This is a genomic window from Candidatus Enterovibrio altilux (assembly GCF_002381345.1).
Lineage (GTDB): Bacteria > Pseudomonadota > Gammaproteobacteria > Enterobacterales > Vibrionaceae > Enterovibrio > Enterovibrio altilux.
Genome location: NZ_CP020660.1, coordinates 180,092 through 199,579 on the forward strand (window position 1 = coordinate 180,092; position 19,488 = coordinate 199,579).

Genomic DNA, 19,488 nt, shown 5'->3' on the forward strand with positions numbered 1-19,488 from the left:
TAAGCGCTGAAAATTTATATTTATTTGAGGCATCGAGGAACCTCTAATTTTTGAAATGGTCACAGTGAAAAATTGATCAATAGCCGCTTTGAAATAACGTTAAATTTTAAATAAAATGACTAAATTAGTAACCTACGTTCTAAACAGCTCGATTCATTTAAATATTCAGGTATATAAACAAATTTAGCTACAAAATAGCCAACTTAAAGCAGTATAATCAAGTTTTAATAAATTATGGCTCACTACCATTTTGAATTGACGAAGAAGTCATTTAGCTATAGAATAAAACTAAGCAGGGTAATCATGGGAGACCTTATTTATTGAGCGACTTAGCCATTATGATGGCCCTCATTGTTAAACACGTGTTTTCAATACCATAAGTGCCATGTCTGCAAGGATTCATTAATTCTGTTTTCAAACTTATTCAGCTACCGTTCTCATGCTTTCATTATTCATACATTAGCCAGCAAGATAAGACGGTTAACATCTCGTCAAAGAGGCTTTCTTCCCTAATTCGAGCTTAGATAGCAAATTACAGCATAATTAGCGATTAAATAATCGTTTTGATTTTAGGTGTACCTAGCTCGGTCAGTTTATTTAACATGTTTATCATGACGTAAGTTTCGCTAATTTGGGTATTGTGATTTCTTAAGCTCAATGTACCTGATAGGAGTTTTTTGATTCAAAACATTGCCGTCTTTGATAGCGAATGTTTATGGTAAACATACCTCGTTTTCTAATGTTAATTTGAACTGTATAACTTCTAGTCATTGATCGCTAAATTATGCGGATGTACTCGTTTTCAAAAAGTTACTCTTTTTCTTGGTGACATGAGTGAAACCGTTCATTTAATACGAACGGTTTCGTAATATTGTCTGGTATCATAAGCACCCTCGATTGACATTTCATTGATTTTTTCAGCGGGTTTGTTTGGGTAAGTGAGGTAGCACACATCGTCAGTCACATCTGATGCACTAAACTAAGTAGCAATGATTTCATGTGTATTTAAATCTACTGCTAAGTGTAATTTACGTCAAACTCACCGTTTTTCATTAGTGCAATGTTTTCTTGCTTTTTCATTATTTTTCATCGTAGATTTTGAGCCCTGTAAAACCAATGACCTAGTGCTGGATAGCTCCTACATTCTTCGTCTTGCACGTAACGTTAATCGTTTGGGCTCGCTTGTTAATGTGTGAGCCGTGAGAGCATGACAATGCTAGTTAAGCAGATTTTAAAATAAAATTAATGAATCTTTACAGACATCTCAATGGCATTAAAAATACGTATCTAACCATGAGGGCCATCATAATGGCAAGTCGCTAAATAAACTAAGTCGCCAACGATTACCCTGCTTGGTTTGGTTCCATAGCTGAATAGCTTTTTCATCAACTCAGAATGTTAGTGAGCTACGATTGATTAACGCTTGATTATACTACTGTCAGTTAGTTTTTTAGAGTGTTGATTTACAATTTAGTTCCATGATTTAGGAAATAAAACTGATTATCATCAATGTTTCCTAGCAGAGACAGCAATGATCCAGATCAAAAAATTTCTCGGAGGGACATTGAGCCTAATGGATCACACAACTCAGCTTAGCGAAATCTACACCATGATAAAAGCGTTAAATAAGCTGACAAGACTAGGCATGCCTCACACGAAAACGATGGTCTAATAGTGAATCATGCTGAGATTTATCATTTGAACTCGAATTAAGAAACAAAGTCTATATTTAGCGGTAAATATAAGTACGCATGCAATCATTGTCTCGGAGTTAAGCTCATTGAATATGCCTGCTGGTGCAATGCTATTTAAAGCCCGCTTAACAATTAGTAAAATATCAGGCGATGGTGCTTACTACACCAGACAGTGTGATGAGACTGTTCGTATTAAACGCGTGGCTCCATTCATCCCACCAAGAAAAGGAGTAATTTTGGGGGGATGAGGTCATCCGCATCATTTAGAAGTCAATTACCATAAGTGATACATTGTAAATTAGCATTACAAAATGAGGTATAGTTACCATAAAGATTCCTTATCAGAGACGGCAATCTTGCAAATTAAAAAATTACTTGGAGGGACATTGAACTTAAGGAGTCAAAACACTTAAATAAACAAAATTTAAGCCATAATCCAAGTGTTAAATAAGCTGACAGAGCTAAGTATGCCGAAAATGAAAGTAATTATCTCATAGTGAATCATGTTTGAATTTGCTATTTGAACTCAAATTAGGAAAAACAGCATCCATGACTCATTTTTTATTATGTTAGCTGCATGACTGCTATATTTAATAATGTAAGTGGTTTTTAGTGTATAAGCGAGACTCTAAATATCATTAGAACCTTGTCTACTAAATAATCTAACGATGAAGGATTAAGGTTCTTTAGTATACATATTATTGTTAACGAGGCTTTACCGGAACACTCCTAGGCACCCATGAAGAAAAGCTAAAATACATTGTTGCTGCAAAATAGTAGTGGCATTAAAGCACGGAATACCCTACTATGCCATTATAGATATGAGATTTGAATATTTACCATAAAGCTAGAAATCATAATAATCTTACGCTTAATACTGCGTCAATATTGTTCATAAAAATACGAAAATAGCTGAACCCTATTATATAAAATGACAAAATATAGACTAATGCAAATAACCTTGCAGTGTCTTGAGTATTCGCCTTACGCACTTTCCACGCTGTTTGCGCGCGTCGAAATACAACCTTGGGCAATGCTTTTACAATCAGCAGCAGTTTCTCATCCTGATAATCGCTTTGATATTCTAGTTGCCGATCCTATAGCAACTCTGTGCAGTAATAATGGTATCAATACACTGTATTACCGGAATGGCCATGAAACAACAAATAATGACAATCCATTTGACGTGCTGCGCCAACTACAAGAAACTCTTTTACCTCCCCTTGAATCAATTGCCCAATGGCCTTTTTTAGGCGGTGCGCTAGGTTACTTTAGCTATGATTTAAGCCGACAAGTTGAAACCTTGCCAGTAATCGCAGCACAAGACATTGCTATCCCAGATATGGCCGTGGGCTTTTATAACTGGGCATTATTAGCCGATCATAAAGAGCAAGAGCTTGTACTAATACAACCTCAAGGCGAAGATCGACTAGCTTGGTTAGACGGGTACATAACGACGGCAACACCTTCTTTTGAGCTCATTGGAAAGTGGCAATCCAACATGACGCCTGAAAGTTATGAACAGAAATTTAATTGTGTTCAGGATTATCTTATGTCAGGTGATTGCTATCAAATCAATTTGGCGCAACGCTTCCAAGCACCCTACCATGGCAGTGAATGGCAAGCATATCAACGACTCGCTGATAATAATGGTGCACCATTCTCTGCCTTTATCCGATTGGAAAACGCCTGCATTCTTTCTGTTTCACCAGAGCGCTTCCTTCAATTACATGGCCATACAATTGAAACTAAGCCAATCAAGGGCACACGTCAGCGGGGTAAAACCAGAGAAACTGACATTCAAAATATGAATGATTTGCTTAACTCTGAGAAAGATCGCGCTGAAAATTTAATGATTATAGATTTATTGAGAAATGATATTGGTCGCGTCGCCTCGCCGGGTTCTATAAATGTACCTAAACTTTTTAACATTGAGACATTTCCAGCCGTTCATCATTTAGTCAGCACTATAACTGGTACACTTTCTGATGGTGAACACGCTACTGATTTACTACGAGCGTGTTTTCCAGGTGGTTCAATCACTGGCGCGCCTAAAATACGAGCAATGGAAATAATTGAAGAATTAGAGCCGCACCGTCGTAACGTGTATTGTGGAAGCATCGGCTATTTAAGCCGTTGTGGCACGATGGATACCAGCATTACCATCCGCACCTTGGTGTGTCATAAGCAGCAAATATACGTATGGGCTGGCGGAGGTGTAGTTGCAGACAGTGATGTAGCTTCGGAATATCAAGAAACGTTCGATAAGCTCAGTAAAATTTTACCAATCCTTTCTGCGTAGCCTTATAATGAGTTGATACGCGGCGTCTTGATATATATTTTTGAGATCGAGTGAAATGTTAGAAACACTAAAGATGGAAAATAATGCAGAGATGTTGCTGGGAACACTTGTTTAATTTATATATCAAAATTTCATGTGACTGTTGTCCCTCTTTTGGCTTATTCACCGTTTTAGCTTAAGTCCTTGTAATCATCATGAAGCATTGTTTACTAATTTGAGTTGAGATAAAACATTTTACATGGCTAACGATTATATAATCGTTTGTATTTTAAGCATACCTAGCTCAATAAGCTTACTGAACATTCTTATTATGCGTAAGTTTTGTTAATCTTAGCATTGTGATCTCTTAAGCTCAATGTTCCTTCGAAAAATTTTTTTAATACGAACGGTTTAGTAACATTATTTGGTGTCGTAAGCACCGTAGGTTTATATTTCATTGATACTTCGACAGGTCTGTTGAAGTAAGTTAGGTAGCATTTCATCGTCAGTCATATTTGACACACTGAACTCAGCAGCAATGATTTTATGCTTATTTAGATCTATCGCTAAATGTAACTTGCTTCAAATTCGCCGTTTTCTATCAGGTCATGCTTTTTGATTTTTTATTCTCTTTCACCGTAGATTTTAAGTTCTGTAGAAGCAATGGCTAAGTATTGTATACTTCCTTTATTCTTCGTCTTGAACGTGACGTTAACCGTTTTGGTTTGCTTGCTAATGCATGAATAGTGAAGGCATGACAACGGCAGTTGGACAAGTTTGAAAACAGAATTAATGAATTATTGCAGACCTTTTAATGGCATTGAAAATATGCATTTAACCATGAGGATCGTTGTAATAACTAGGTAGCTAGATAAACAAGGTCTCCCATGATTATTCTGCTTAGTTTAATGCCATAGTTGAATGGCTTCTACATCAATCCAGAATGTTAGTGAGCCACGATTGATTAAAGCTTGATTATACTTTTTCTAGTTAGTTGTTTTGTAGTGACGCTTATTTATAGGCCTGAATATTTCAGTTAGCCTAGTTATTTAGAATATTGATTGATAATTTAGTTCCTTGGTTTAGGAAACAAAACCTATGTTTCGTGCCAATTGAATGAGTAGTGCGTACAATAAAGTCTACTGTCAATTAAAAGACATGCTGGCTCAGAACAGCATATTTTTTTGAATCTGACTGTTGGAAATGGCACGCTGCACTTCGCAGCAAAATTACAAATGGAAAGTAGTGTGAATTTTGAAATCATAACTGAACTAGCCCACTTGGAATGTGTTTGCCAAGAAGCACGGCAGGTTCCTGCAGTAATGTTGGACACTGAATTTATCCGCACACGTACATTGTACCCAAGATTAGGTTTGATCCAAATGTATGATGGTGACACAATATCCCTACTTGATCCTATAGAGCTAGAAAATTTATTACCATTTTGGGCACTTTTAGCAGATGAATCTGTGATTAAAGTGCTACATGCCAGCAGTGAAGACCTAGAGATTTTTCATCACCACGCTGGTGGTATGCCAACTCCAATGATTGATACTCAAATTATGGCTGCATTTTTAGGGCATAGGTTGTCTACTGGCTTTGCAGCATTGGTTAATGAATATTTAAATGTAGTCTTAGATAAAGGTGAAGCTCGTACTGATTGGTGCGCTCGTCCTTTAAGCGCAAAGCAACTTGAATATGCAGCAGCGGATGTTTACTATTTGCTTCCTCTTTATAACTTGTTTACTGAGAGCATTGAACAAGCGGGATGGAGAGAAGCAGTTCAGCAAGAATGTGAGCTAATGGCGAGCAAGCGTGGTAAAATATCGGATCCAGAAAAAGTATATCTTGACATTAAAAATGCGTGGCAGCTGAAGCCAAAGCAACTTGCGGTATTGCGCAAGCTTTCTAGCTGGCGCTTGAAAGAAGCGCAGCACCGAGATTTAGCTCTGAACTTCGTTGTGCAAGAGTTAAATCTCTGGAAAATGGCTCGATTTGATATTCGTTCATTAGAAAAAATGATGGATGGAGGGTTTAATCATTTTGAGCTTGAGCGTCATGGTAAGCATTTGATATCACTGGCTATTGAAGTTGATAATATGCCAGATTCGCGTTACCCAAAACCTATCGAAAGGTTGATAAATTTTCCATATTATAAGCAAACAGTAAAGAACATTAAAGTTCAAACGAATGCGGTGGCTAAATCGCTAGGTATTGTTCCTGAATTCATAAGCTCAAAAAGACAGGTCCACCAAATGTTAAAGTGGGCGTGGATACATGAGCAAAATCCAGATAAAATACCCGATTTACTTTCTGGTTGGCGTAAAAATTATTTTGAGGAAATATCGCTGCCGCTTCTGAAGAAATAAGCAGTCTCAGTTAGGTGCTTCAATAAAAGCTAGTTAATAAGCTAAGACCATTCGCTTAAGAACAAATAATGTTTTATTCTTTGTCTTTGAAGGGGCTTTGTTTCCTAACCTGAGCATTATGATCGCTTAGGCTCAATGCTTCTCCTAGTAACTTTTTAAATCGGAACATTACCGTTTTTGATAGAGAATGTTTATGGTAACTAGACCTTATTTTTCAATGTCATTCTAACTTTATAACGTTGGGCAACTGACCGCTAAATTACACAAATAACCTCAGTTTTTAAAAGTTACCTTCTTTTAGAGGGATGAGTGGAACCGCTCGTTTAATGCGAACAGTTTCGTAATATTGTCTAGTGCCGTAAGTCCCATCGGATGATATTTTATTGACTCTTCGGTGGATCTGTTTAAACAAATTAGATAGCATTTTACCGTCAGTTACATTTAATGCGTTTAATTCAGCAGCAATGATTTCATGCGTATTTATATTTATTGCTAAATGTAACTTGCGTCAGACTAGCCGTTTCCCATGAGTGCCATGCTTTTTTACTTACCACTCGCCTTCATTGTAGATTTTTAGCCCTGGAGAATCAATGGCTAAGTGCTAAATGGTTCCTTTAGTCCTCCGTCTCGAACTCAATGCCAACCGTTTTCGCTCGCTTACTAACGCATTAATAGTAGAGGTATGACACGGCAGTGGAGTAAGTTTATAAACAAAGTTAATGAGTCCTTTCAGACCTCTTAATGGCATTAAAAATATACGTTTAACCACGTCGTTGTAATGGCTAATTTATTAAAAAATGAGGTCTTCTATTATTATTTTGCTTAGTTTAATGCCATAGCTGAATAACTTTTTTATTAATTCAGAATATTAGTAAGCCACAATTGATTAAAGCTTGATTATACTATTTTCAGTTAGTTACTTTATAATAAAATTTGTTCATAAACCTAACTATTTAAGTGAACCTAGCTGTTTGGAGTGTAGATAAATCATTGAGTTCTCTAATTTAAGAAATAAAGCCTCAGTTTATGGTCAACTTGCTGGTTGGGCTTATCGCGTACTTATTTCCACCAAAGAAACCGAGCATTAATGTTACTAGGCTGGATAAACAAAAGTTTTATGCTAACCTGAGGTTAATTAATATCTATCTACAGTGAGCTTATCTAGAACGGAGTAATAATTTCATTGACATTATAGTACAGACTTTTATTTCAGGTATAAAATAATATGAGTTTAAAGAGGTTACCAGAAAAATAAATAAAAAATATAATTTTTAATGCAAAGTTATTACATATATAAAGGTTTGTGGGCTGAGAAAGCAATGTTCTCTTTTAATCGATGAACCCATCAAGTAAAATTACCTGTTTGGATTTTACCAAGCGCTGTCGGTAACTCTTTTGAATGAATTTGTTAGTTCTCGGAATTAATCACAAAACCGCTACGATCGATTTGCGTGAAAAAATTGCTTTTTCACCGCAACAACTTAGGGATGCGCTTCTCCAGCTGAAAGAACAGCAGGTTGCGCAGAATGGAGTTATTGTGTCTACATGTAACCGAACTGAAATTTATTGCGAGTTAGAACACCCTAGTTCAGGTGTTGTCGTTGATTGGCTGCAGCAATTCCACAAATTAGATAGTGAAACGCTATTTTCTTGCCTGTATACTCACCATGATCAAGCTGCCGTTCAACACCTTATGCGTGTAGCAAGTGGCTTAGATTCCTTAGTGCTTGGAGAACCGCAAATTTTAGGACAAGTAAAACAAGCGTATGCTAAATCTGTTGATCTTGATGCTATTAATGGGCTATTAGAGCGTTTATTTCATAAAACATTCACTGTCGCAAAACGTATTCGTACAGAAACTGATATTGGTGGTAACGCTGTGTCTGTGGCGTTTGCTGCATGTTCTCTGGCTCGACAGATATTTGAATCTCTAGAATTTTCTACTGTACTGCTGGTGGGGGCTGGGGAAACGATCGAACTTGTTGCTAAGCATCTTTATGAACATAATTGCCGAAAAATAATCGTCGCTAATCGCACGAAAGAAAGAGCAAAGCTATTTGCTGACGCATTTGGTGCAGATATTATTTCTCTTGAAGAAATCCCGGAGCACATACACCGTGCTGATATCGTAATCAGCTCTACTGCTGCGTCTTTGCTAATTATTGGTAAGAGCATGGTTGAAAAAGCTTTAAACAAGCGACGTCATCAACCAATGTTATTGATAGACATTGCAGTGCCACGAGATATTGAAGAAGAAGTAGGTGAACTGAATAATGCTTACCTTTATACAGTTGACGATCTTCACTCTATTATTGAACAAAATCGTGAGCAGCGAAAAATTGCGGCTGTTCGAGCCGAAACTATTGTTGATGAAGAAAGCATGGAGTTTATGACCTGGATACGTTCCCGTGACGCAGTAAACAGCATTAAACAATACCGGGCTCACTCTGAATTACTAAAAAATGAAGTGCTTAATCGAAGCATACAAGCTCTTGCCAGTGGTACAGACCCAGAAAAGGTACTTAAAGAGTTAAGTAATAAATTAACCAATAAACTGATCCATGCGCCAACGCAGGCTATGCAAGAAGCTGCCAGAAATGGTGACGAACGTACATTAGATGTGCTTCGTCAGAGTTTAGGTCTGGATCCTCAAAAGTAGTTTAAAAGATGCCCTATGAAACCATCTATTATGTCTAAACTTGAAGCACTGAGCGAGCGCTACGAAGAAATACAAAATTTGCTGAGCGATCCTAGCATAATTGGTGAACAACATAAATTTCGGCTTTTATCAAAAGAATACAGCCAACTGGAAGAAGTCACAAAATGCTTTGGCTTCTATAAACAAGCTATTGATAATCTAGAAATCGTGCTAGAAATGGCACAAGAAAATGACGCGCAAATGCGTGAAATGGCGCAAGAAGAAATAAAAATCACAAAAGGTGAAATTGAACGTTTGACAGAAGAGCTTCAGGTTCTGTTGATTCCCAAAGACCCTAATGACGAGCGTAATTGCTATGTTGAACTTCGTGCGGGTGCTGGAGGTGATGAAGCAGGTCTTTTTGTAGGTGATTTGTTCCGCATGTACAGCCGTTTTGCTGAATCAAAAGGGTGGTGTATTGAAGTAATTAGTGCAAATAGTTCTGAGCAGGGTGGTTACAAAGAAATGATAGCAAGAATATCTGGTGATGGTGCTTACGGTGCATTGAAGTTTGAGTCTGGCGGTCACCGTGTTCAACGGGTACCTGTGACCGAATCTCAAGGTCGCGTGCATACATCAGCTTGTACGATTGCAATACTTCCAGAAATCCCAGAAGCTGAAATCCCTGATATTAATCCGGTTGATTTGAAGATTGATACTTTCCGTTCATCGGGCGCAGGAGGACAGCACGTGAACACTACTGACTCAGCAATTCGTATTACTCACTTGCCTACAGGTACTGTGGTTGAGTGTCAGGAAGAGCGTTCACAGCACAAAAATAAAGCAAAAGCGATGTCAGTACTGGCGGCACGCTTGATCAAAGCGCAAGAAGAAAAACGCACCGCTGACCAAGCAAGGACACGTCGTAATTTGCTTGGTTCTGGCGATCGTTCTGACCGTATCCGGACTTACAACTACCCACAAGGGCGTGTGTCTGACCACAGAATTAACCTTACGGTTTATTGCTTAGATGACGTAATGGCAGGAAATTTAAACTGCCTGATTGAGCCAATAATGCAAGAATTTCAAGCTGATCAGTTGGCAGCACTGGCTGTACAACACTAATGTCAATAAACATTGCAAATACACTGTATGATACAGTACATTTACTGACAAAAAATAAAATATCATCTCCGCAAATTGATGTAGCAATATTGCTTTGTCATGTTTTAAAAAAGCCTAGTAGCTATTTATATACTTGGTCTGACAAACTTTTATCCGATGAAGAAGTAAACGAATTCAGTATGTTGATTGCACGTCGTGTAAAAGGCGAGCCAGTGGCTTATATCATCGGACACCGTGATTTTTGGTCGCTACAGTTGAATGTAGAACCTAATACATTAATTCCACGTCCTGATACGGAACGCTTAGTGGAGCTTGCTTTAGAGCGTTTACCACAAAGGATGGGTCATGTGCTTGATTTGGGTACAGGCACAGGAGCGATTGCTCTGTCCATTGCGAAAGAGAGACTAGATATGCATGTTATTGGTGTTGATATTCGACCAGAAGTGGTTTTACTGGCAGCACGTAATCAGCGGAAAAATGCGATCACTAACGCTGAATTCTTGCAAAGTAATTGGTTTGATGCCCTGCCAGAACGTACTTTCACAATGATCGTCAGTAACCCGCCTTATGTTGATTCTGAAGACTTACATCTCTCGCAAGGTGACGTGCGGTTTGAGCCTAGAACTGCATTGGTAGCTGGTGATCATGGATTGGCAAACATTAGGCATATCTGTAAACACACCCCGTACTATCTTCAAGATGGTGGCTGGCTATTGATTGAACATGGTCATAATCAAAGTCACGCTGTAAAAATATTTTTTGCAAGTGCTGGATTTCGGAATGTGCAAACGGTTCAGGATTATGGAGGGCAAGATCGTGTTACTTTAGGATGTTTTTCGATTTAATTTGATATTATCTGATAATGAAGGATACTTGACTTTTCAATAAATTAGAATTAAATTTGAAATTCAACACGATAAGATTCGTGATAATTGAAGGTATAACCACATAAAAGTAGGTTTATTTTTATATAAAGGAACTCAATTATCAATTTACGATCGAAACAGCTAGACTCACTAACATTATAAATTGATGAAGAAGCCACTCATCTATGGAATCAAATTAAGCTGAGTAATCATGGAAGACCTCATTACTTATAGACTTAACCATTACGGCTGTTCCCATGATTAAACGTGTATTTTTAATGGCATTGAAAGGTCTGCAAAAATTTATTAATTTTATTTTTTCAACTTGTTCAACTGCCCTTGTCATATCCTTACTATTCATGCATTAGTAAGCGAATCCAAATGGTTAACACCATGTTCAAGACGACGACTAAAGGAATTATCTATCACTTAGTCATTAAATTTATAGAGCTCAAAGTTTACGGTGAAAGAGAATGAAAAATAAAAAAGCATGGTACTGATGAAAAACGGCAAATCTAGCGTAAGTTACATTTAGCAGTAAATATAAATACACATGAAATTATTATTGCTAAGTTAAGTACATCAAGTAGAACTAACGGTGCAGTGCTACCTAATTTTTTTAAACAGACCCCCCCTGAAGAAACAAGGAAATATCAGGTAATAATGCTTACGGCACCAGACAATGTTACGAAACCGTCCGTATTAAACGAACAGTTCCACTTACCCTATTAAGAAAAAAAGCAATTTGTTGGAAACGAGGCCATCCGAGTAATGTAGTGGTCAGTTATCAAAAGTTATACGGCTTAAATCGGCATTGTAAAATAAGGTATGGTTATCATAAACGTTTCCTAGCAGAGACAACAAGGTTTTGAGTCAATAAACTACCAGGGGGGACATTAAGTTTAAAAAAATACAATGTTAATTGTAATAAAATCTACGCAATAATAAAAGCGTTAAATAAACTAACAGAGATAGGTACGCCTGAAACAAAAGCGATTGACTAATAGTCAATTATATTAAGATCTACTATCTGAACTTGAATCAAAAAATAAAGCCACATGACAACTATTAATCCAATGAAGGTATGGATATTTTGACATGATATAGTCAGTATGGAATACAAAAAGAGGTTTATAGTCTACATTATATTTAGAATAGTTTGAGGCACCTTAATTATTAAAAAATCAGTTAACAAAGTACTATTTATGTATAAGAAAAGTATTGAATATAGCATAGTTACGGTTGCTAGAACACAATCAATAAATTATATTTTAAGTATCAGTGCGTTTCTTTTGTATGGTATAATACAATAAATAATATATCGATAAATAATTGTTTTATAAAGAACATTTGAGTTATCTTAAAAATTATAAGCAATTATGAGTAAAATGGGCGAATGGATAGTTCGGATTTTTACGTTAAAGAAGCGGAAAAAACGAAAGCAAAATTGCCATCATTGTACAAAGTACTTTTGTATAATGATGATTATACTCCCATGGGCTTTGTAGTGGAGATCTTACAGCGATTATTTTTCATGGATTTAGAAAAAGCAACACAGCTGATGTTAACGGTGCACTATAAAGGAAAGACTATTTGTGGCATTTATACGTCGGAAGTTGCCGAAATGAAAGTTGCACAGGTAATGATGTATGCAAAAGAACACCAATACCCATTACTATGCACAATGGAGAAAGCCTAAATAAACTAAAAAAATTTTCCGGCCTGCTAGAATGTGGTTTTTGAGAGAGGTGCCTTATGCTAAATAAAGAACTTGAAGCTAGCCTTAATATGGCTTTTACAAGAGCGCGCGAGAAGTGTTACGAATTTATAACGGTGGAACACTTGTTGTTAGTGCTATTAGAAAACATAGCCGCTCGAGAAGCACTGCTCACTTGTCATGCCGATCTTGATGCCTTACGTAAAGAATTAGAAGTATTCATTGAACAAACAACACCGTTAATTCCTGTTGATGACGAAAATCGAGAAACTCAGCCAACATTAAGTTTTCAGCGCGTACTGCAGCGTGCTGTATTCCATGTTCAATCTTCTGGACGCAGTGATGTTAGTGGCGCAAATGTTTTAGTGGCTATTTTTAGCGAGCAAGAGTCGCATGCGGTATATTTGCTTAATAAAAATGATATTAGCCGCCTTGACGTTGTTAATCATATTTCTCATGGTACAATCAAATCTGTTAATTGCGATGAAAAATTATCTGGAGTCGATCTGTCTCCTGAAGAGGCGACTGTTGAAGGTGATGCAGAACATTTGACAAACTTTGCAACCAATCTAAATCAACTAGCTCAAGTGGGTGGTATTGATCCACTTATAGGACGAGACAAAGAACTTGAGCGTACAATTCAAGTCTTATGTCGTCGCCGTAAAAATAATCCCTTATTAGTTGGTGAAGCTGGTGTGGGTAAGACGGCAATAGCAGAAGGTTTAGCTTGGCTTATTGTTGAAGGTGAGGTTCCTGAAATCATTCATGACTGTGTAATTTACTCGCTTGATATTGGCTCACTGCTCGCAGGTACTAAATATCGTGGTGATTTTGAAAAGCGTTTTAAGAACATACTTAAACAACTCGAGAAAGAAAAACATGCGGTATTGTTCATCGATGAAATCCACACTATCATTGGTGCAGGAGCTGCATCAGGTGGCCAAGTTGATGCTGCGAATTTAATAAAGCCATTACTATCTAGTGGAACGCTACGATGTATTGGTTCAACCACTTATCAAGAGTACAGAAGTATTTTTGAAAAAGAACGTGCTTTGGCTCGTCGTTTTCAAAAAATTGATGTTATTGAACCTTCTCTAGATGACACAACGAAGATTTTGTTAGGATTAAAACCTAAATATGAAGCTCACCATGAAATTCGTTACACCAATAAAGCAATTCGCGCTGCAGTTGAACTCTCTGCTAAATATATTAATGATCGTCATCTGCCGGATAAGGCAATTGATGTGATTGATGAAGCAGGAGCTCATTGTCGTTTAGTACCAGCTAATAAACGTAAAAAAACAGTGGGAGTTGGTGATATTGAGACATTAATAGCTAAAATGGCTCGTATCCCTGAAAAATCAGTATCTTCAACAGACCGTGAAGTGCTTAAATCGCTTGATCAGAAACTGAAAATATTAGTTTTTGGGCAAGATGATGCAATAGGCGTATTGTGTGAAGCTATTAAACTTAGCCGTGCTGGACTAGGTGCAGAAAATCAACCTGTGGGTTCATTCTTGTTTGCTGGGCCCACTGGCGTAGGTAAAACCGAAGTAACGGTTCAATTAGCGCGTGCTATGGATATCGAACTCCAGCGGTTTGATATGTCTGAGTATATGGAACGTCATACGGTTAGCCGTTTGATTGGTGCACCTCCGGGTTATGCCGGCTATGACCAAGGTGGTCTATTAACGGATGCCGTTATTAAACATCCTCATAGTGTCGTGCTTCTCGATGAAATTGAAAAAGCCCACCCTGATGTCTTTAATCTGCTGTTGCAAGTTATGGATCATGGTACGCTAACGGACAATAATGGGCGTAAAGCTGATTTTAGAAATATTATTTTAGTCATGACTACCAATGCTGGTGTTACTGAGACAATCCGTAAGTCTATTGGTTTAATTCAACAAGATAATAGTCATGACGCAATGTTAGAGATCAAGAAGGTGTTTTCACCAGAGTTTAGAAACCGATTGGATGATATTATTTGGTTTAATCATCTGGATAAAAGCATTATTCTTCAAGTTGTTGATAAGTTTATTGTGGAACTTCAGGCTCAGTTGGATGTACGCGGTGTGTCTCTTGAAGTGACAGATGAAGCAAAATTATGGTTAGCTGAAAAAGGGTATGACAAATCAATGGGTGCACGTCCGATGGCACGTGTCATGCAGGAGCACATGAAGAAACACCTAGCAAATGAATTATTATTCGGTTGTTTAATTAATGGTGGTACGGTGAAAGTAGATGTGAAAAAGGATGAACTTATTTTTAGCTTTAGTGATGAAATGGAACCTGCGTAAGAATTCCACAAAGCAGGGTAATTTTACTCAATGTTACTTAGAACAATATTCCAGTAATGTATCCCATGGTACTACACATGTTCAATGAATGAACCAATCACTTTATTACATTATTTTATTAATTTTAAAAATAGACCGCTGTTCTATTAGGTTGTTTCAAATTCATCTAAAAATTAAATTCGCTTTTATGTGAGGCTGCGTATAAAATTTACCAATAATATGTGTATATTCTTTAACAAGATCGTGTACATTCAAATTATCTGTATACTAAAATTAACGTGGGGTGTCCTTGGTTGCTACCCACGGAATAAAACCAATACGCATTCACTTTGCAGATAAACATGATTTCCTGTACATTAAGAAGGAACTGCATAGTTATGTAATATGGTTCCAGTTTTTAAAAACACGAACTACCATATTAATACTGATGCATAGCACTCAAGCTAAATCATCAATATCGATATTATTCATAGTAAATTTAAGTATGTACTCTTTTATGCCTGTCTGACAAGCAATATATACTCAACCAACCTGAATATACAAACTCGAGTACCGAAATTAATCATTAATTCAGAACGTTGCTTTGTTTCCTAAATCAGGAAATTTAATCATCAATATACGCTCTAAACTGCTAGGCCACTTAAATATTCAAGTCTCTGGAATAAACTTAGCGACAGAACAACCAACTGAAAGCAGTATAATTTAGGTTTTATTAATTGTGACTCACTAATGTTTTGGATTGATAAAAAAAATTATTTGGTTATAGAATTAAACTAAGCAGAATAATTGGAAGAGACCTTATTTAACGACTTAATCATTATGATGCTTTTCATGGTTAAACGAGTATTTTTAATATCGTTGAGACGTTTGCAAAGATTCATTAATGCTCTTTTTAAATTTGCTCAACTACCGTTATCATACCCTTACTATTTATGCATTAGCAAGCAAATCAAAATGATTAATTTTGTGTTAAGCACGTTGATTTCATGGGACTTGACATCTATCACAACGAAAAAATAGAAAATAAAAAAGCATGGTACTCACGGGAAATAGTAAACATGGCGCAAGTTTATTTAGCAATAGACATAAATATGTTTAAAATAATCACTGCTGAATTAAGTTCATTGCATATGACTAACGGAGTAAGTACTACTCAATTTATTCAAACAGACTCGCCTAAAAATTCACGAGATATCAGGTAACGGCGTTTACGACACAAAATAATGTTATAAAACCGTTCATATTAAATGGGCGGTTTCACTCATTGCACTTAAACAGCCCACTAGTTTTGGGGAATGAAGACATCAGCATAATGTAACGGTATAGTTTCTAGGAGTTATACGATTCCAGTCAGCAGAGATGAATAGAGCACAGTTCCATTGCTATCAAAAACGGCAATGTTCCAAGTCAAAAACTGCTCGAAGAGATATTGAGCTTAAAAGATCACAATGCCTAGATTAGTAAAATCTTCACAATGATAAATGCGTACAATAAGTAAACAGAGCTAAATATACCTGTAACAAAAACACTCACCTAATAGTTAATCATATTAGTATTTGCTATCCGAGCTCACATTAGGAAACAAAACTGCTGATTTACGAAGCGAATGAATGATCATACTTCATGGTGATGACAATACTTTACGCTGGCTATGCTTAGGTGGAACCGTTCGAGTAAAGACAATTATTGCAAATGAATTTGGTTCTTTATGTGATATCTTATCTGATAATAGGCCTTATATTAATAAATTTTATACGCAACATATTGAAAAAAGTTTAAATATGTATTCATAATAGACAATTATAACTTAAAGTTAATCCTCAAAGTAAACAGTAGCCACAGCAATCATTTAAAAAATACGATGTATTATGCTAGGTGTAGTTCAATAAATACATAGTTTTTTCATTATTGCTTGAAGCTACTTAAAATAGAAATAATTTGATACTCAAAATTAACAGGTATATATACTAAAGAGATTAATGCATTCATTGAACGTAAGTAGTACCTTATGAATCATAAGCAATACATTGAAGGCATGATCTAATGGATCACTATGATGCATAGAAAGCGCTTGTTCTAAGGATGCATCAATTTTAGTGATATTCCAGTACTGTAGTTCACTGGTATGAGACAATAAAAAGCATAGATATTACTTGTTTTCCAGCATACTACGATAAAGTTACCCACCAACTTGCCAGTTCACTATTTTGCTCAATGAAACGGGATATCATCGAAGTAATTGTATTAAAGAGGCTATTGAATAATTTTTGACTGTAATTATTTAAAAAAATGTAGACTTATTGGTGTTCAATATAAATGATAAATTTCAAATTTTTACGCTTATCTTTTCAAGTTGATTTAATATAATAACTCAAAATAAATCTTTTACTTAAGCTTACAGATGGCGGTGAGCAAGAGATTCGAACTCTCGATACGTTATCGTATACACACTTTCCAGGCGTGCTCCTTAAGCCACTCGGACAACTCACCACTGTACTACTGAGTTTTCAATTGTATACTTATACCATAAAATACTTTATTTTAACAAGATGAAACTACATACGTAATCATTACAAATAGTTGATTTATTAATAATTTGGAATTATGTTATGATTACAAGAATTGATGTGACTGATAGTTAAGGATACAGACTTTAAAATATAAAATGATCAGTGTTGTGATGGTCGAGTGCATAATTATATATAAAATGTATAACCCTGATTTTGCAAGCTCTCTGTATTCATAAATAATATTTTTCATCACTCTATCTAAAGACTATACAGAGCTTAATGCACTAAAAAATAATAATAGTGTCTCAAATTACTATTTTTTCCGTAAAAACTACTATTTTACTAAAAATTGCAGAATATTCACTTACCCCAGACCTATTAAAATGAATAAACAAATAGCTTCACTATATTGCGCTCAGTTATAAGATACCAAAAAATATTTTGTACACATTTGATCAAAAAGCAATATGATTTAACTTATCAGTATGATGCTACTCACTGTAGTAGTACATCTAGCATAAATAGTTATATAATGGTCAAGATATAGTTTTCAAGACAACGGGTAGCTGTAGCTATCTTAATCTTATTTGCACCTCAATTATTATCAATATTCTGGATACTACGCTACGCGTATGAAACGATAAAGTTCAATAATATTGTACTTTTATTTCTGTAAACTGAGCAGTTTATCTAAAAATTCACAAGTCTCATATTATTTTTGATAAAATACCTCATGCGAGTTCAGATCATAAATAATGCCCCCCCACGATTCACTATGAGATAATTACTTTTATTTTAGGTATACCTAGCCCTATTAACTTATTTAACACTTTTATCATGGCGTAAATTGTACTAACCTGAATATTATTCTATCTTAAATTCAACGTCCCTTAAAATAATTTTTTATTTAAAAATTATTCTTTATAATAGTGTATAGTAACCGAAGTTTGTTCGCCACTGCTGACTTGAATCGTATAATTTCTGGCAACTGGCCACTAAATTATGCTGATGTTTTAGTTCCCAAACCGCGCTCCCTTTTTCAGTGCAATGAATGAACCCACTCGTTTAATACGAACGGTTTCATAACATTGTCTGGTATCGTAAGCTCCATCGCCTGATACTGCATTGATTCTTCGGAGAGTTTGTTAAAGCAAGTTAGGTACACTTCACTGTTAACCGCATTGAATGCACTTAACTCAGCAACAATTATTTTAAGTGTATTTATATCCGTCACTAAATGTAACTTGCATCAGACTAGAAGTTCCTCATCACCTCCATGCTTTTTCACTTTCTGTTCACCTTTATCGTAGACTTTAAGCCCCGTAGAATCCATGGGTAAGTACTGGATGGCTCCTTTATTTTTTATTATAAACGTGACGTTAATCGTTTGGGTTCGCTTGCTAATGTATTAATAGTGAGGGAATGACAACGGCAGTTGAGCAAGTTTGTACATAGAATAAATAAATCTGTGCAGACCTACCAATGATATTAAAAATAAGCGTTCAACCACAATAGCCGTTGCCATGGTGAAGTCATTAAATACACGAAATCTCCTAGGATTATTCTCCTTAGTTTGATTACATAGCTGAATGACTTCTTCATCAATTCAAAATGTAAATGGGCCATTATTGATTAAAACTTAATGGTACTGCTTCCCGTTGATTGTTTTATAGCGAAGTTTACCTATAGGTCTAAATATTGATTAGTTCCTTAGCTTAGGAAATAAAGTCGGTCGCCTGAAATTATACGGCTCAGATCAAAAGTGGAAAAACAAGGTATGGTTACCATAAATGTACCCTATCAGAGACGGCAATGTTCTAAATCAGCAAACTTCCTAGGAGGGCATTGAGCCTAAAGGATTACACAGCTCAAATTAGCAAAATCTTCGCCATGATAAAAGCATTAAATAAGCTGACCGAGTTAGGTATGCCTAACGTGAAAGCGATTGTCTAATAGTTCATCATGTGGAGATCTGTTATCTGAACTTC

Annotated in this window: 12 protein-coding genes, 1 tRNA gene and 7 pseudogenes; 14 read left to right on the forward strand and 6 right to left on the reverse strand. The window is 36.1% G+C overall.

Annotated elements, in window-relative coordinates; translation table 11 throughout:
* Positions 1-173: 173 nt before the first annotated feature.
* Positions 174-497, forward strand: a pseudogene (locus BTN50_RS10640) (transposase); the annotation flags it as partial.
* 53 nt (positions 498-550) lie between these two features.
* On the opposite strand, the pseudogene BTN50_RS00750 reads toward BTN50_RS10640, so the two are convergent.
* A pseudogene (locus BTN50_RS00750) lies at positions 551-1,417 on the reverse strand (IS5 family transposase).
* A gap of 114 nt (positions 1,418-1,531) precedes the next feature.
* Between BTN50_RS00750 and BTN50_RS09845 the strand changes: the two are divergent.
* From BTN50_RS09845 to pabB, 3 genes are all read left to right on the forward strand, one after another.
* The gene (locus BTN50_RS09845; protein WP_161492874.1) at positions 1,532-1,672 is read left to right on the forward strand and encodes a hypothetical protein; all 141 of its coding nucleotides are present in this window, start codon (positions 1,532-1,534) and stop codon (positions 1,670-1,672) included.
* A 114-nt stretch (positions 1,673-1,786) separates the two neighbouring features.
* Positions 1,787-1,942, forward strand: coding sequence for a hypothetical protein (locus tag BTN50_RS09850; protein ID WP_161492875.1), 156 nt, complete (start codon positions 1,787-1,789; stop codon positions 1,940-1,942).
* A gap of 701 nt (positions 1,943-2,643) precedes the next feature.
* Positions 2,644-3,996, forward strand: a complete 1,353-nt coding sequence (gene pabB / locus BTN50_RS00755) for an aminodeoxychorismate synthase component I (RefSeq protein WP_096618671.1) — start codon at positions 2,644-2,646, stop codon at positions 3,994-3,996.
* 308 nt (positions 3,997-4,304) lie between these two features.
* On the opposite strand, the gene BTN50_RS10645 is transcribed toward pabB, so the two are convergent.
* On the reverse strand, positions 4,305-4,478 hold the full coding sequence (locus BTN50_RS10645) for a hypothetical protein (RefSeq protein ID WP_223823306.1): 174 nt from the start codon (positions 4,476-4,478) through the stop codon (positions 4,305-4,307).
* Positions 4,426-4,940: pseudogene (locus BTN50_RS00760) on the reverse strand (transposase); the annotation flags it as partial. The pseudogene BTN50_RS00760 and the gene BTN50_RS10645, both read right to left, overlap by 53 nt.
* A gap of 282 nt (positions 4,941-5,222) precedes the next feature.
* Here BTN50_RS00760 and rnd point away from each other — a divergent pair.
* The gene (rnd, locus tag BTN50_RS00765) at positions 5,223-6,344 is read left to right on the forward strand and encodes a ribonuclease D (protein ID WP_096618672.1); all 1,122 of its coding nucleotides are present in this window, start codon (positions 5,223-5,225) and stop codon (positions 6,342-6,344) included.
* 280 nt (positions 6,345-6,624) lie between these two features.
* Here rnd and BTN50_RS09190 read toward each other — a convergent pair.
* A pseudogene (locus tag BTN50_RS09190) lies at positions 6,625-6,840 on the reverse strand (IS5/IS1182 family transposase); the annotation flags it as partial.
* Positions 6,841-7,743: 903 nt separating this feature from the next.
* Here BTN50_RS09190 and hemA point away from each other — a divergent pair.
* The 8 genes and pseudogenes from hemA (at position 7,744) to BTN50_RS11895 (ending at position 16,010) form a co-directional block, all read left to right on the forward strand.
* Positions 7,744-9,003, forward strand: a complete 1,260-nt coding sequence (gene hemA, locus BTN50_RS00775) for a glutamyl-tRNA reductase (RefSeq protein ID WP_096618673.1) — start codon at positions 7,744-7,746, stop codon at positions 9,001-9,003.
* A gap of 15 nt (positions 9,004-9,018) precedes the next feature.
* Positions 9,019-10,107 carry a peptide chain release factor 1 gene (gene prfA / locus BTN50_RS00780; RefSeq protein WP_096618674.1) on the forward strand — a complete coding sequence of 363 codons (1,089 nt, stop codon included), beginning with the start codon at positions 9,019-9,021 and terminating at the stop codon, positions 10,105-10,107.
* Positions 10,107-10,952, forward strand: coding sequence for a peptide chain release factor N(5)-glutamine methyltransferase (prmC, locus tag BTN50_RS00785; RefSeq protein WP_096618675.1), 846 nt, complete (start codon positions 10,107-10,109; stop codon positions 10,950-10,952). Before prfA ends, prmC begins: the two co-directional genes overlap by 1 nt.
* Before the next feature lie 360 nt (positions 10,953-11,312).
* Positions 11,313-11,450, forward strand: a complete 138-nt coding sequence (locus BTN50_RS09200; protein ID WP_161492876.1) for a hypothetical protein — start codon at positions 11,313-11,315, stop codon at positions 11,448-11,450.
* Positions 11,451-11,576: 126 nt separating this feature from the next.
* Positions 11,577-11,705, forward strand: coding sequence for a hypothetical protein (locus tag BTN50_RS11730; protein ID WP_256386971.1), 129 nt, complete (start codon positions 11,577-11,579; stop codon positions 11,703-11,705).
* 647 nt (positions 11,706-12,352) lie between these two features.
* Positions 12,353-12,672: pseudogene (gene clpS, locus BTN50_RS00790) on the forward strand (ATP-dependent Clp protease adapter ClpS).
* A 56-nt stretch (positions 12,673-12,728) separates the two neighbouring features.
* Positions 12,729-14,990, forward strand: coding sequence for an ATP-dependent Clp protease ATP-binding subunit ClpA (gene clpA, locus BTN50_RS00795; RefSeq protein ID WP_096618677.1), 2,262 nt, complete (start codon positions 12,729-12,731; stop codon positions 14,988-14,990).
* Between the two features lie 786 nt (positions 14,991-15,776).
* Positions 15,777-16,010, forward strand: a complete 234-nt coding sequence (locus BTN50_RS11895) for a transposase (protein ID WP_150137388.1) — start codon at positions 15,777-15,779, stop codon at positions 16,008-16,010.
* Between the two features lie 1,382 nt (positions 16,011-17,392).
* Here BTN50_RS11895 and BTN50_RS00810 read toward each other — a convergent pair.
* Positions 17,393-17,480, reverse strand: a tRNA-Ser gene (locus tag BTN50_RS00810).
* 793 nt (positions 17,481-18,273) lie between these two features.
* Positions 18,274-19,133 (reverse strand): annotated as a pseudogene (locus tag BTN50_RS00815) (IS5 family transposase).
* 94 nt (positions 19,134-19,227) lie between these two features.
* Here BTN50_RS00815 and BTN50_RS10650 point away from each other — a divergent pair.
* Positions 19,228-19,453: pseudogene (locus tag BTN50_RS10650) on the forward strand (IS5/IS1182 family transposase); the annotation flags it as partial.
* Positions 19,454-19,488 lie beyond the last annotated feature (35 nt).